Raw genomic sequence first — 11,940 nt, 5'->3', positions numbered from 1 at the left:
CCATTGCTCTGCTTACCTCTTAGCCTTTTATCTCTTGATTCTTTTACTTATTATATCCGGAAAATGACAGAAAAGGGTTATTCTCCAATGTGTTATAATATACATAGTAGAAAGGGTAATCAACCTCTTTAAAAACCCAGTAGTCGAAAGACTAACGCACCTTGAAAACTAAGTTTAGGGGGTTCTTTAGAGGAAGGCTTCTAAAGGTAAAAAACTTAAGCGCCAAGTACCAGAAAACCAAGCAATTAGGTTTGAACGATACTGGCACGGGCCTACCGAAATCGACTTCTGAAATGGAGTGAAAGACTGGGGCTCGAGCTTTTGGGGTGAAGATTCCCCCCAAAACGTCGCTTGAGAGAACCATCTCTTGCATAATTTGGGCAACTAGATTGTGGTAAGTGGACTCGATGAACCAGTAATTCCAAGAGGCGACTCTGGAAGAATCCCTGCGACTTCAGCCCAGGGAGTATGTCAATTATCTTTAGGAAAAATCAAGATATGGGGGGCAGACCCCAAACCTCTTGCAAAAGTGGCTTATCAGTGGGTGTTCAAGTTTTTGGCAAGTAGATTTATATGGGTGTCTTTGTTTCTGTGATTGTTGGTTGCAATATTTTTCTACAAACCATTTCTGTTGCTAACAAAATTGCTGCTTTCATGCTGGTAGAATCGGCAATTCCTAAGCCTGCAATATCAAAAGCTGTACCGTGATCGGGTGAAGTACGCACAAAGGGTAAACCAATAGAAGTATTGACGGCGCGATCAAAGGCTAATTGTTTGACCGGAATTAAACCTTGATCGTGATACAACGCTAAATAAGCATCGTGAGCTTTTGAACTATCAATACTCCTAAACCACGCTTGAGCGGGTTTTACCCACATGGTATCAGGGGGAATTAGCCCATCTAAAACTAACCCCGGACGACGATCGCGTTCTTGTTCTAACCAAGGTATCATCCATTCCTGTTCTTCTGTCCCTAACTGCCCTTGTTCCCCACTATGCGGATTTAAACCCGCGATCGCAATTCTTGGCTTTGTTATCCCAAAATATTTGTCTAAGCACTCTACCAATAAATCAAGTTTAGCTGCCATTAGCTGCGGCGTGAGGGTGTCTGCTACCTGTCTTAAAGGTATATGTGTGGTAGCTAATAGACTTCGCAGCGTCCAGCCTGTATGGGGCGATGTACCTACAAATAACATCCCAAACTTTTCTACTCCTGAGCGTTCGGCTAATAGTTCGGTTTGTCCAGGATAATTGTATCCCGCCGCTTTCCATGCAGATTTAGCAATCGGGGCTGTAACAATCCCGTCAAATTTTCCCGCCAAAGTAAGCGCGATCGCATTTTCTAAGTACCTAAAACTTGCATCTCCACTAGCAGCATTACCTCTACCTACAGTTATTTGATTGCTACTACGAATATCTATAATCGATAATTTACTTGGATGTATATACTTTTGCTTCTCTAAATCTTGGCGATCGTAAAATTCGGTTAATTGAATGTGATCGCCTATAACAGTAACATCACAATTCTTTGTCACTTCTGAATCGTTCAATGTTTGTAAAGTTACTTCTATTCCAATCCCGGCTGGATCGCCTACAGGCAATACTAAGCGCGGACGATAAGTTTTTTTTGTACTAGGTATGTCTGCTATTTCTATAGAATCCATAAAATTGTTTTAAGATACATTACGACTATCTAATTATTTCCCAAATCCAACTGGAGGATTTATCTATGGGCGGCGAGATGTTTACAGCCATTATTTTGTCTTTTTCTTTAATCCTAGTCGGCATAGTCTTAGGCTACGCCCTACTCAAAATCCAAGGTGACGAAGAAGAAGCGCTCTAATTAGCCAAGAGGAGGGATTGAGTAGGCATTTTGTTTTTCTCTCCCTTCTCGTAATATTTGTCAAGCTTATTCTGATAAGATTTTATTAATAAAAATTAACATTCACAAAATCACCCCTCATGACTTTATTAGTTGTCGGTTCCACAGGAACATTAGGAAGGCAAGTAGTTCGCCGCGCTCTGGATGAGGGGTATAAAGTACGCTGTTTAGTCAGAAGCCCAAAAAAAGCAGCCTTTTTGAGAGAATGGGGAGCGGAAATTGTCCAAGGAAACTTGTGTTATCCCGATACTTTACCGCCATCGCTTGAAGGAATTACGCAAATAATTGACGCTGCTACCAGCCGCCCTACAGATTCATTAAGTATTAAACAGGTAGATTGGGACGGTAAAGTTTCCTTAATCCAAGCGGCGAAAGCAGCAGGAATTGAACGCTATATTTTCTTTTCGTTCCTAGACTCCGATAAGTTCCCTGACGTACCGTTAATGGAAATCAAACGGTGTACGGAGTTATTTTTAGCTCAATCTGGCTTAAATTACACCGTGTTGCAGCTAAGTGGCTTTATGCAAGGCTTAATTGGTCAGTACGCTATTCCTATTTTAGAAAAACAAGCAGTCTGGATTACTGGCGAATCGTCTCCAGTTGCTTACATGGATACTCAAGATATTGCTAAGTTTGCCGTCCGCGCTCTGAAAATACCGGAAACTGAAAACAAAACTTTTCCTTTAGTTGGTACTCGTCCTTGGAGTGCAGAGGAAATTATTAGTTTGTGCGAAAGATTATCAGGACAAGATGCGCGAATAACTCGGATGCCTATAAACCTACTGCGGACGGTACGCAATGTATCCCGGTTTTTTCAGTGGGGTTGGAATTTGTCTGACAGATTAGCTTTTGCGGAAGTATTAGCAACGGGTAAACCCATCACAGCACCAATGGAAGAAGTATATCAAGCATTCCAGTTGAATCTTGAGGAAACTACTACGCTAGAAAGCTATATGCAAGAGTATTTCGCCAGGATCATGAAAAAACTTAAAGAATTAGACTATGAAAAGTTAAAAACTAAAAAGAAATCTCAAAAAAAGACTCCTTTTAATAAATCCTAATTCTACCTCTGTTATTTTTAGTTCTACGCCCTTAACAGGCGATCGCCTTAAGAATAATTGACTCCAAAATGTGCAACGATCAAACTAACATTAAGCCTAGCTTTAATTTGGATGCGTGCAAGTGCCGAAAATAGGCATCATATACAATGACGAAAAGCCCGTAGCTCGTCGAGTTGCTCACGAATTACAACACAAACTGATAGCTATTGGTTGTGATGTTTGTATGACTACTGGCATGGGGGGTATTTTGGGCTATGCTACGCCAGAAAGTCCCGTATATCATACCCCTATAGAATGTTTGACTCCTCCAGGCTTCGACTCACAGATGAGCTTTGCCGTAGTTTTAGGCGGCGATGGTACGGTGTTGTCAGCCTTTCGCCAAGTTGCCCCGGTGGGTATTCCGTTACTAGCTGTCAATAGCGGTCATATGGGTTTTTTGACCGAAACCTACGTTAACACGCTGCCCGAAGCCTTAGACAGCGTGATGGAGGGGGAATACGAGATTGAAGAACGGGTAATGCTAACGGTGCAAGTAATTCGCCAAGGTGCTGTAGCTTGGGAAGCTCTTTGTCTCAATGAAATGGTGCTGCATCGAGAACCTTTAACCAGTATGTGCCATTTTGAAATTGCGATCGGTCGTCACGCGCCTGTAGATATTGCCGCCGATGGGATCATTGTCTCTACGCCAACGGGTTCTACAGCTTATTCTTTAAGCGCTGGCGGCCCCGTAGTAACGCCGGGAGTGCCAGTATTGCAATTAGTACCAATTTGTCCTCATTCCCTAGCTTCCAGAGCTTTAGTGTTTGCAGATACAGAGGTGGTTACAGTTTTTCCAGCTAATCCAACTCGTTTAGTTATGGTGGTTGATGGTAATGCTGGCTGCTTTGTATTTCCCGACGATCGCGTACTGATTGAAAAGTCGCCCTACGCTGCCAAATTTATTCGCCTGCAATCTCCAGAGTTTTTCCGCATCTTACGCGAAAAACTTGGCTGGGGTTTAGCTCACATTGCTAAACCTACTTCGGTGGAACTTCCTTAAGTTTAGGAGTACAATAGGTATTAATACTCAAAACGGCTTAAATCGAGTTGGTTTAAATCATTGTTTGAGTTAGATTAAAACCACAATCAAGGATTGGCGGTTAATTAGCCTTAAGCCAATAAAATTATGATTACAACTGTTGAACGCAACACCTGTGTGTTGGTAATTGAGACAGACGAAGTTTTAGCATCGCAAGTCAGTCTCGACTTGCAAGCGTCGGGCTATGAAGCAATAGTAGCCAATGATGCAGCTAGAGGAATCCACGAAGCGCGCGATCGCCATCCAGCTTTAATTGTCGTTGATCGAATGCTGGCAGGAGAATCAGGGCTAAATTTGTGTGAAAGATTAAGAAAAACTGGCGCAAGAGAGCCAATGCTAGTATTGATGGCAAGAGATACTGTTGATGATCGCGTAGCTTGTCTAGAATCGGGCGCGGATGATTACTTTCTCAAACCCTACCGCTCCGAAGAATTTTTAAAATTAGTGCGTCTGTACTTGCAAGAACCCGCCGTTACAGAACAATTACGGTTTGGCGACTTGGGTATCGATTTAGCTACTCGTCGTGCTATTCGTCACGGACGCGCGATCGATCTGACTATGAAAGAATTTGAATTGCTAAAGTATTTAATGGAACATCCCCGCGAAGTATTAACCCGCGAACAAATCTTAGAAAATGTTTGGGGCTACGACTTTAGGGGCGAATCAAATGTCATTGAAGTTTATATTCGTTACCTGCGCTTGAAAATAGAAGATGAAGGTCAAAAACGCCTGATTCAAACGGTACGCGGCGTAGGCTACGTTTTAAGAGAAGCTTATTAAATTGGGGGCAAATCGGTGAGTCGTTGGTTGGCGGTAATGGGAATAATACTAAGTATGACGTTGATGGGTTGCGATTCTACTTCTACCGCTATGCCAGAAACAACAGCTTTGGGGCAAAGCTTGCCGATTTCGGCTCAATTTGCGATCAGAAGTAACATTGTGGGACTAGAAGTTGCTAAAACCGCCGCACAGCAAGCTACAGGGCTAATGTACCGTACTACGTTAGCGGGTGATCGCGGAATGCTATTTGAATTTAATCCGCCCCAAAGCGTCCGGTTTTGGATGAAAGATGTTGTCATCCCTCTAGATATGATTTTTGTTAAAGATGGCAAGGTAAAAGCAATTTTGGCTGCCGTACCTCCTTGTAAGACTACTCCCTGTCCTACTTATGGACCAGGAATACCGATTGATCGCGTCATTGAACTTCGCGGCGGTAGAGCAAAAGAATTAGGCTTAAACGTAGGCGCACCCCTTGAAATTAAATTTTTGCCCGTAAAAAAGTAGCTAATTATATTTATTTGTAGTCGCTAGTAATTAATAGTCCTGTAAAAAATACTCCTTATTATAGATAAGGGGTATGTCGTTCTGCGGTACAAAAGAATCTAATCACTTTTAGTCAAATTAAAGCAAGGTAAGTTAGAATCTTATTTTGCGCTTAAACTTGTACGAAAATTGACACCGTAAGCAATCAATCGTAACTACAGGTGACTAACACTTACTAAAACAAGAAATAGTTGGTTTCCTAGCTCAAGCTAAGAAATACTTATTAAGTCTAAGTATAAAATTAAAAGTCTTTTCAAGAGGTGAAAAGTTAATGGCTCCTTTAAAGTACACACGGTTTATCAATTTTTTGCAGGAGGATCTGGCAATTTCAACCGCCGAAGTTGCTGTTGCTTTAAGGCATCGAGAGCAAGATCCAGGCCCGTTACCAATGATTCTTTGGCAATATGGGTTAGTTACGCTAGAGCAATTGGATAGAATTTACGACTGGTTAGAGGCGGCTTAAATCGTACTAATTGGTTAGGGGTAAAAAGGTAAGTCAAAATCGATGGTGCTTAATTTATGATGCTGACTAGGCAAAAATCGAGAAAATTTCTATCTATTGCTACAAAAAATAAAAAGCGGGTTGAATTATCAACCCGCTTTTTTAATGCAATCAAAGCCTTACTGGGCAAAAACTCTAGCGGCGGCGGCTATTCCCCCACCGGGAGTAAACCCTTCATAACCAAGTTCGCACAAAGCAACTTCAAGAGCAGCTATAGCAGTTAATATATCGCGATCGCTCACAAAACCTAAGTGACCAATCCGAAATATCTTGTTTTTTAAATGATCTTGTCCCCCAGCTACGGCAATATCAAACCGCTTGCTCAAAATTGAACGAATTTGATCGGCTTCTACTCCCTGGGGTGCAACGGCGGTAATAGCGGGACTTGCAAATTCATCAGCGCCAAATAAGGGCATATTTAAGCCTTTAATTCCAGCGCGGGTAGCTTTCATTAACCTGTGGTGACGACTAAAAATCGATTCTAAGCCTTCGGCTTTCATCATCCCTAAAGTAGTATGTAGCGCCATGATTAAATTTACTGGCGGCGTGAAAGGAGTAGTATTTTTAGCCGCAGATTTGCGGTACTTCCCTAAGTCTAAATAATAACGAGGTAATTTTGCGGTTTTGTAAGCTTCCCAAGCTTTGGGACTAACAGAGACAAAACCCAACCCAGGAGGGATCATGTAGCCTTTTTGCGAACCGGAAGCTACTATATCTAAACCCCACTCATCCACAGGCAAATTAACCGCGCCTAAGCTTGTCACCGCGTCTACAATCATCAACGCCGAATCATGATTTTTGACGTGACGATTGATAGTTTCTAAGTCATTTAATACGCCTGTAGAAGTTTCGCTATGAGTAACAATTACAGCTTTAATTTGCTTGTCAGTATCGTTACTCAGCTTGTCAGCAAACAGTTGCGGATCTAAAGGTTGTCCCCATTCGGCAGTAATTTGTTCGACATTTAAACCGTAAGCTTCCCCAACTTCGGCCCAACGTTCACCAAATTTACCATTGCAACCAACAATAATGCGATCGCCTGGACTCAAAAAGTTAATCATTCCCGCTTCTACCGCCCCTGTACCGCTAGTTGTCAGCATTAAAACATCGTTTTGGGTTTGGTGCAGCCATTTGAGGTTTTGAGTTACTTCCCCTAGCACATTACTAAACTGGCTAGTACGATGACCAATGGGGTGTTTGGCTAAAGCAAGTAGTGCTGATTCTGGTACGGGAGTAGGCCCAGGAATCATTAGCATTAATTTATCGTCCATTGATTTCACCTTTGCTTTAAATAAGAGTCCAGACTATTTAGGATTACATAATTGCGTTAACTATCGGATAATTCCCGATAAGTTTGTCGCAAAGCTCAAAAGATAAGCAGGCGCGATGTTATATTTTTTTAGAAAAGAAGCGATCGCGGTACACTAAGTAGAGTAAAAGTCTCAGGTCTTTTGCGCTATTGCCATCCATTCCCCCGATCGAATGACGACTTTAAGCTTGCCCCTAACATCTTCTCAACAATCTTGGTCTGGACTTATAGAAACCTACCGTCCTTACCTGCCTGTAACCGATAAAACCCCTGTTATCACCCTCTTAGAAGGAAATACGCCTTTAATTCCTCTGCCAGCTATTCAAGATCGCATCGGTAGACAGGTGCGCGTTTGGGCAAAGTATGATGGTCTAAACCCGACCGGAAGCTTCAAAGATCGGGGTATGACTATGGCAATTTCTAAGGCAAAAGAAGCCGGAGCGACCGCAGTAATTTGTGCGAGTACCGGAAACACCTCCGCCGCCGCCGCCGCCTATGCCAAACGCGGAGGAATGCGCGCTTTTGTACTAATTCCTGAAGGTTATGTAGCTTTAGGTAAGTTGGCTCAAGCATTGCTATACGGAGCCGAGGTATTGGCGATTAAGGGCAATTTTGACCAAGCGCTAGAAATAGTCCGGGAGATGGCGACTAATTACCCGGTAACACTGGTAAACTCGGTCAATCCTTACCGTTTAGAAGGGCAAAAAACCGCCGCCTTTGAAGTGGTGGAAGTTTTAGGAGATGCTCCCGATTGGCTGTGTATTCCGGTAGGAAATGCGGGAAATATTACCGCCTACTGGATGGGATTTTGTGAATATCATGCCGCATCTAAATGTACTCGCTTGCCGCGTATGATGGGCTTTCAAGCGGCGGGAGCATCGCCTTTAATTACCGGAAAACCTGTAACAAATCCCGATACTTTAGCGACAGCCATTAGAATTGGCAATCCCGCAAATTGGCTCAAAGCGATCGCAGTTAAAGAAGCAAGCCAAGGTGAGTTTAATGCTGTTACTGATGAGGAAATATTAGCTGCTTATAGATTGTTGGCATCGGAAGAAGGGATATTTTGTGAGCCAGCAAGCGCCGCCTCGGTAGCAGGAATGCTAAAGGTTAAAGACAAAATTCCCACCGGAGCAAAAGTTGTCTGCGTTTTGACAGGAAATGGGTTGAAAGATCCTGATACAGCTATTAAACATAGTCAAAACTCTTTTCAGCAAGGTATCGAGCCACAAATTGAGGCTGTTGCTAAAGCAATGGGATTTTAGGTTATTTGTTATGGCGCAGGGGAAGGGTAAAGTCTACCTAGTCGGTGCGGGGCCAGGAAATGTTAATTATTTAACTATTCGAGCGCAGCAACTATTAATTAAAGCTGAGGTGTTAGTTTACGATGCTTTGGTTGATAGTCAATTATTGCAGCAAGTACCGCCCGAATGTCACAAAATTGATGTGGGTAAGCGCGGTGGAAAAAGTAGCACGCCGCAAGTAGAAATTAATCAGTTATTGGTAGAACATTGTCAGCTAGGGAAACAAGTAGTCAGGCTTAAAAGTGGAGATCCGTTTATTTTTGGGCGCTGCACTGCTGAAATAACGGCACTTAAAGGTAGCAATTGCGATTTTGAAGTAGTACCGGGAATATCCTCAGCGTTGGCGGCTCCTTTGTTGTTAGGCATTCCCCTAACAGATCCGGTGCTTAGTCGCTGTTTTGCTGTGTTTACGGCTCACGAGCCAGACGAATTAGACTGGGAAGCTTTGGCGCGTATTGACACCTTGGTAGTTTTAATGGGAGGGCAACATTTAGCAGAGATTGTCGCTCAATTAGAAAGGCATGGAAGATCGTTGCAAACGCCAATTGCGATCGCCCGTTGGGTTAGTTCTCCCCAAGAACGAGTATGGACAAGCGATTTAGCCCATATTGTTGCTCAAACTACAGAAATTTCCCTAACTCCTGTAGTGATGATAATTGGGGAAGTAGTCAAGTTACGCACCTATCTTCAATCTTCATTGCTTCCCCTAATAGGAAAAACAATTTTAATCACGCGCTCGGTAGGACAATCTAGCCAATTTAGCCAATTATTACAGCAACAAGGCGCTAAAGTTATTGAAATGCCAGCCATTGCTATTATCCCGCCTGCTAGTTGGGAAGCATTAGATCGGGCGATCGCACATTTACTAGAATACGATTGGTTGATTCTAACTTCTGCTAATGCGGTAGATTATTTTTTTGAGCGGTTGGCAACTCAAAATAAAGATGCTCGTGCTTTATCGGGATTAAAAATTGCTGTAGTTGGCGAAAAAACTGCCCAAGTTCTCAAACAATATGGTTTAAAGCCTGACTTTATCCCCTCGGAATTTGTCGCCGATGCGATCGCAAGTGATTTCCCCGAACCCTTAAAAGGTAAAAAAGTGCTATTTCCTAGGGTAGAAAGTGGGGGAAGGGAAGTTTTAGTTCAGCAATTAAGCGCTAAAGGCGCAGAAGTAGTCGAAGTAGCTGCTTATCAATCTACGTGTCCCGATAGCTTCGATCCCATTGCTTTAGAAGCATTAAAACAGGGTACGGTAGACGTGCTAACCTTTGCTAGTTCAAAAACTGTCAAATGCTTTCATCAACTTCTAACAGACTGGGGAGAAGTTGATTTAGAGCGTGTTTGTATTGCCTCTATTGGCCCACAAACTTCAAAAACTTGTCAGCAATTGCTACAAAAAGTTGACGTAGAAGCTACAGAATATACTCTAGAAGGATTAACTACTGCAATTGTCCAATGGGCTGATGAAAAGTAAAATTAAACGTCGCTTAATTGGCTTAACTGGAGGCATCAGTACAGGCAAAAGCACCGCCAGTAAGTATTTAGAGGCACAATATAAATTGCCAATTTTGGACGCGGATATTTACGCTAGAAACGCCGTTGAAATTGGTTCAGTAGCCCTAAATGCGATCGCCTCTCGTTATAGTGCAAATATATTGTTAGCCGATGGTAGTTTAAATCGGCAAGAGTTGGGAAGTATTGTTTTTGCCGATATCTATGAGCGTCAGTGGTTAGAAAAGCAAATTCATCCTCTCGTGCGCGATGCTTTTGTACAAGAAATTGATAAATCCCCAGCAGAGTCAATAGTGCTTGTCATCCCGTTACTATTTGAAGCTGCGATGACAGATTTAGTTACCGAAATTTGGGTAGTGTATTGCAACCCATCCCAGCAACTAGCAAGATTAAGGCAGCGTGAAAGCTTAAGCTTAGAAGCTGCCCAAGCTAGAATTAGTAGCCAGATGTCTTTAGAGAAAAAATGCGATCGCGCTAGTTTAATTTTAGACAATTCCTCTAGCCAAGAATTTCTGTACAACCAAATAGACGCAGCAATGCTTAAACCTCCGCTTCCCCGCCAATTACCACATCCCGAATCCGCAAACTAGGGCCGCCGCAACCCACAGGTAGCCCATTTTGTCCACCTTTACCACAACCACCGGATTCATCCCAGTAAAAATCGTCTCCTATCCCTTCAATATCTGCCAAAGTTTGAAAGACATTCCCCGACAACGTAACGTCTTTTACAGGCTCCGCTATCTGTCCGTTGCGAATCATCCACGCTTCTCCAGCACTAAAGGTAAACATTTCGCCGTTAGTCATTCCCCCTAACCAATTACTCGCATAAACCCCTTCTTCAATGTCGCTAAACAAATCAGCTACAGGCGTTGTCCCCCGCTCGATCCAAGTATTAGTCATGCGGACAATAGGCGCATAGTGATAGTTAAGACACCGAGCATTTCCCGTAGGCGCTTCGCCTAACTTCCCCGCCGTCTCTCGCGAATGCAACCTACCCACCAATACGCCATCTTTAATTAGTTGCGTTGTAGTTGCAGGAGTGCCTTCATCATCATAAAAAAAGCTGCCGCGATGACCTAGAGGAGCCGCACCATCAAATATTTGCAGTTCTTTAGGCCCAAAGCGCCGTCCTAGGCTCATAACTTCGAGCAAATCGGGGTTTTCGTAAGCCATATCAGCCTCGGAAAGATGACCAAAAGCTTCATGGACAAATAAACCCGTTAAAATTGGATCGATAACTACGGTATAGGTATTGCCTTTAACGGCTGGCAAAGATAGCGCTGCAACGGCTCTTGTCGCTGCACTAAAAACTTGCGATTCTAAATTCGTTAAGTCTTCGTAAGCCTTACGAGAACCAAAAGTTTCGCGCCCAGTTTGTACGGTGTCGCCATTACGAGCGGTAGCGGCAAAACGCATCTCCATATCTACCCACGATTGCTCGATTAATGTTCCTTCTGATGTTGCTAAAACTACTCTTTGCACAGTGTCGCCGTAGCGGACAGAGGTTGTAGTAACTTGAGCTACACTTTTGAGAATTTCACCATAGAAGTCGCATAATTCTTTTTTTGCCGCCAAAGAAACATGACGCGGATCGGTTCCCGTCAAAGGCACAAAACAAACCTCTTGGTGGGGGGCAATTTCCGCTAATAAAGTTTCCGAATCCCCCACAATCCGGGCGGCGGTTACAGCTTCTTCAATTCGCTCTTCAATGGTGGCAAGTTCGTTAAAGCTGCTCAATCCCCAGCCGCCTTTATAACAAGCGCGAATTTGTCCGCCAATAGATAAACCTTCGCTGAGGGTTTCTATTTTGTCACCACGCCGTAAAATATCTGTCCCTTCGGCTTCTTCTAGACGAATAGCTAAATAATCTACTCTAGAGCGATAGCGGGAGATTAAGTCGGCAAGCAAGTTTTGGGCATCAACAACCGCGATCGGCATAAAAGTAGCCAAAGATAGTAAACTGACTCTA

12 protein-coding genes are annotated in these 11,940 nt (G+C 43.2%); 9 read left to right on the top strand and 3 right to left on the bottom strand.

Translation table 11 applies throughout. The features are described 5' to 3' along the window. Positions 1-569: 569 nt before the first annotated feature. Positions 570-1,664 (bottom strand): 4-hydroxythreonine-4-phosphate dehydrogenase PdxA, encoded by a 1,095-nt coding sequence (pdxA, locus tag C7B70_RS19270; RefSeq protein WP_106370625.1) that lies wholly within the window; start codon positions 1,662-1,664, stop codon positions 570-572. A 65-nt stretch (positions 1,665-1,729) separates the two neighbouring features. Between pdxA and C7B70_RS19265 the strand changes: the two genes are divergently transcribed. From C7B70_RS19265 to C7B70_RS19240, 6 genes are all read left to right on the top strand, one after another. Next, positions 1,730-1,843, top strand: a complete 114-nt coding sequence (locus C7B70_RS19265; protein WP_009630805.1) for a PetM family cytochrome b6-f complex subunit 7 — start codon at positions 1,730-1,732, stop codon at positions 1,841-1,843. Positions 1,844-1,962: 119 nt separating this feature from the next. Continuing rightward, positions 1,963-2,943: an SDR family oxidoreductase gene (locus C7B70_RS19260; RefSeq protein WP_106370624.1), complete on the top strand. Its 981-nt coding sequence runs from the start codon at positions 1,963-1,965 to the stop codon at positions 2,941-2,943. A 121-nt stretch (positions 2,944-3,064) separates the two neighbouring features. Then, positions 3,065-3,982 carry an NAD(+) kinase gene (locus C7B70_RS19255; protein ID WP_106370627.1) on the top strand — a complete coding sequence of 306 codons (918 nt, stop codon included), beginning with the start codon at positions 3,065-3,067 and terminating at the stop codon, positions 3,980-3,982. Positions 3,983-4,111: 129 nt separating this feature from the next. Beyond that, a complete protein-coding gene (gene nblR / locus C7B70_RS19250) occupies positions 4,112-4,801 on the top strand; it encodes a response regulator transcription factor NblR (RefSeq protein WP_369831915.1) in 690 nt (229 codons plus the stop codon). Positions 4,802-4,837: 36 nt separating this feature from the next. Beyond that, the gene (locus C7B70_RS19245) at positions 4,838-5,305 is read left to right on the top strand and encodes a DUF192 domain-containing protein (protein WP_199192364.1); all 468 of its coding nucleotides are present in this window, start codon (positions 4,838-4,840) and stop codon (positions 5,303-5,305) included. A 310-nt stretch (positions 5,306-5,615) separates the two neighbouring features. After that, positions 5,616-5,807: a DUF2949 domain-containing protein gene (locus C7B70_RS19240; RefSeq protein WP_106370621.1), complete on the top strand. Its 192-nt coding sequence runs from the start codon at positions 5,616-5,618 to the stop codon at positions 5,805-5,807. Between the two features lie 158 nt (positions 5,808-5,965). On the opposite strand, the gene C7B70_RS19235 is transcribed toward C7B70_RS19240, so the two are convergent. Continuing rightward, positions 5,966-7,117 (bottom strand): alanine--glyoxylate aminotransferase family protein, encoded by a 1,152-nt coding sequence (locus C7B70_RS19235; protein ID WP_106370620.1) that lies wholly within the window; start codon positions 7,115-7,117, stop codon positions 5,966-5,968. Positions 7,118-7,328: 211 nt separating this feature from the next. On the opposite strand from C7B70_RS19235, the gene thrC reads away from it, so the two are divergent. The 3 genes from thrC to coaE are packed head-to-tail and all read left to right on the top strand — an operon-like array spanning position 7,329 to position 10,561. Continuing rightward, entirely contained in the window at positions 7,329-8,420 is a 1,092-nt protein-coding gene (gene thrC, locus C7B70_RS19230; RefSeq protein WP_106370619.1) for a threonine synthase, read from the top strand. A gap of 10 nt (positions 8,421-8,430) precedes the next feature. Then, complete coding sequence (gene cobA / locus C7B70_RS19225) at positions 8,431-9,933, top strand: uroporphyrinogen-III C-methyltransferase (protein ID WP_106370618.1); 1,503 nt, start codon at positions 8,431-8,433, stop codon at positions 9,931-9,933. 1 nt (position 9,934) lies between these two features. Next, complete coding sequence (gene coaE, locus C7B70_RS19220) at positions 9,935-10,561, top strand: dephospho-CoA kinase (protein WP_106370626.1); 627 nt, start codon at positions 9,935-9,937, stop codon at positions 10,559-10,561. On the opposite strand, the gene C7B70_RS19215 is transcribed toward coaE, so the two are convergent. Then, positions 10,512-11,909: a TldD/PmbA family protein gene (locus C7B70_RS19215; protein ID WP_106370617.1), complete on the bottom strand. Its 1,398-nt coding sequence runs from the start codon at positions 11,907-11,909 to the stop codon at positions 10,512-10,514. The two genes, coaE and C7B70_RS19215, sit on opposite strands and share 50 nt — an antisense overlap. Between the last annotated feature and the right edge of the window lie 31 nt (positions 11,910-11,940).

The sequence above is a fragment of the Chlorogloea sp. CCALA 695 genome, from assembly GCF_003003885.1.
Taxonomy (GTDB): domain Bacteria; phylum Cyanobacteriota; class Cyanobacteriia; order Cyanobacteriales; family Chroococcidiopsidaceae; genus Aliterella.
Note: the sequence above shows the minus strand (reverse complement) of the source record. Positions and strands in the feature narration are given on the sequence as shown.

Coding starts and splice junctions, on each gene's coding strand:
- pdxA (WP_106370625.1), bottom strand. CDS start 1,664: ATGGATTCTATAGAAATAGCAGACATACCTAGTACAAAAAAAACTTAT.
- C7B70_RS19265 (WP_009630805.1), top strand. CDS start 1,730: ATGGGCGGCGAGATGTTTACAGCCATTATTTTGTCTTTTTCTTTAATC.
- C7B70_RS19260 (WP_106370624.1), top strand. CDS start 1,963: ATGACTTTATTAGTTGTCGGTTCCACAGGAACATTAGGAAGGCAAGTA.
- C7B70_RS19245 (WP_199192364.1), top strand. CDS start 4,838: ATGGGAATAATACTAAGTATGACGTTGATGGGTTGCGATTCTACTTCT.
- C7B70_RS19240 (WP_106370621.1), top strand. CDS start 5,616: ATGGCTCCTTTAAAGTACACACGGTTTATCAATTTTTTGCAGGAGGAT.
- C7B70_RS19235 (WP_106370620.1), bottom strand. CDS start 7,117: ATGGACGATAAATTAATGCTAATGATTCCTGGGCCTACTCCCGTACCA.
- thrC (WP_106370619.1), top strand. CDS start 7,329: ATGACGACTTTAAGCTTGCCCCTAACATCTTCTCAACAATCTTGGTCT.
- cobA (WP_106370618.1), top strand. CDS start 8,431: ATGGCGCAGGGGAAGGGTAAAGTCTACCTAGTCGGTGCGGGGCCAGGA.
- C7B70_RS19215 (WP_106370617.1), bottom strand. CDS start 11,909: ATGCCGATCGCGGTTGTTGATGCCCAAAACTTGCTTGCCGACTTAATC.